The sequence below is a fragment of the Variovorax sp. GrIS 2.14 genome, from assembly GCF_046115955.1.
Lineage (GTDB): Bacteria > Pseudomonadota > Gammaproteobacteria > Burkholderiales > Burkholderiaceae_C > Variovorax.
The window spans coordinates 1-1810 of sequence record NZ_JBJXIA010000087.1; the positions used below are offsets into that span (position 1 = coordinate 1).

Genomic DNA, 1810 nt, shown 5'->3' on the forward strand with positions numbered 1-1810 from the left:
GCAATCTCTTCGCGCTCCGTGAACGACAGATATCTACCCGAAACAGGGCCCAGATTCGTAGGTGGAATTCCACCTGCTTGCCGAAACCACCGCGGGCCCAATGGCTGCGAAACCCCGGAAGCCCGTGCTGCTTCCTCGCTCTGCAAACCTGCCGAAATTCGCCCCCAGAATGCCCGCTTGATGAGCCGCTGATTGATCTCAGGGCGACCTGGCGAACGCATCGCCGGTCGCCCAGTCTGCTCTTGCATCCACCGCTTTGCTCTTCCCATACAACACCTCCATAGTTGAGATGTTGCGACGACCGATTGAATCCACCCACTATCGATGGCCGGGATGGCTGGCACGTATCGCGGATGCCGAGCTGACGCGATCGATGTCCCGCAAAGGCTGTTCGTCCGACGATGCGGCCTGCGAGGGCTTCTTCGGTCGACTGAAGACCGAATGGTTCTATCCTGGCAACTGGCAATTAACGACCGTTGCGCAGTTCACCCAGGCCTTGGACTCTTACATCCGCTGGTACAACGAGAAGCGCATCAAGAGGCCTCTGGGCGCGCGCAGCCCTCTTGACTACCTATCGCATCCCGGACGATTGCATAGACTCCAGGCGCTATCCGTTGTTCATGGCCCGCGAAGTCATGCGCGGATTAATTGAGCAAATCGAGACCCAAGGAGCCCATCCATCATGATGCTCGCGCTGCACAAGAACGCCCGCACGACACCAGCCATTCGCGCTGAGATTGCCGCGAGCGGCAATCTCAGCGCGCACCAGTTGAGCCTGCGCTACGGCGTGAGCGAGGCCACGATCTACAAGTGGAAGTTGCGTGAGGCGGTGCAAGACCGCTCGCACACCGCACACCGCCCACCGCTTGCAAACCACCCTCACACCGGCCCAGGAGCGCATCGCTGTAGAACTGCGCCGCACCTTGCTGCTGCCGCTGGACGACCTGCTGGCCGTTACCCGCGAGTTCATCTGCGAGAAGGTCTCGCGCTCCGGCCTGGATCGCTGCCTGCGCCGCCACGGCGTGGGCAACCTGAACGCGCTGAAGCCATCCAAACCGCAAGAGCCGCACAAGACCTTCAAAGCTTACGAGCCAGGCTACCTGCATATGGATATTAAGTACCTGCCGCAGATGGCCGACGAGAGCCACAGGCGCTACCTGATCGTGGCCATCGACCGGGCCACGCGCTGGGTCTATGTCACGGTCAAGAACAACGAGACAGCGGCGAGTGCGCGCAGCCTCTTGAAGGCGGTGCATGCGGCCTGCCCTTTGAAGATCGTCAAGCTGCTGACCGACAACGGCAAGGAATTCACGGACCGCTTGTTTGCTTCGCGCGAGCGCGAGCCCACCGGAGCACATGAATTTGATCGTCTGTGCACCGAGCTTGGCATTGAGCATCGTCTGACCAAGCCCAGAACCCCCAAGATCAACGGCATGGTGGAGCGCTTCAATGGGCGCATCGGTGACGTGCTCAAGACGCATCATTTCCATTCAGGGGAAGACCTGGAGCACACGCTGCTGCGCTACGTGGCGTCGTACAGCCACCAGCTACCGCAGTCGGCACTGAAAAGCAAAACGCCAATTCAAACCATGAAAGATTGGTACGCTTCGCATCCGCATCTGTTTACGAAGCGTCCTTATGATCGTCCGGGATGCGACACGTAGCCCCTTGATCATTTAAGCATCGGGGGCTGCGATCGACACATCCGCACATCGGCACATCGGCACATCGGCAATGCTTGACGCCGCGCAACATCTCGCTCGACCGACGCCTAGTTGTGTTGAATTCGATCGTTATTCGCGATATTGAT

The 1810-nt window shown here is 59.4% G+C and carries 2 pseudogenes; both read left to right on the forward strand.

The features are described from left to right. Positions 1-316: 316 nt before the first annotated feature. Positions 317-652: pseudogene (locus RCH10_RS27590) on the forward strand (IS3 family transposase); the annotation flags it as partial. A 30-nt stretch (positions 653-682) separates the two neighbouring features. Continuing rightward, a pseudogene (locus RCH10_RS27595) lies at positions 683-1664 on the forward strand (IS481 family transposase). Positions 1665-1810 lie beyond the last annotated feature (146 nt).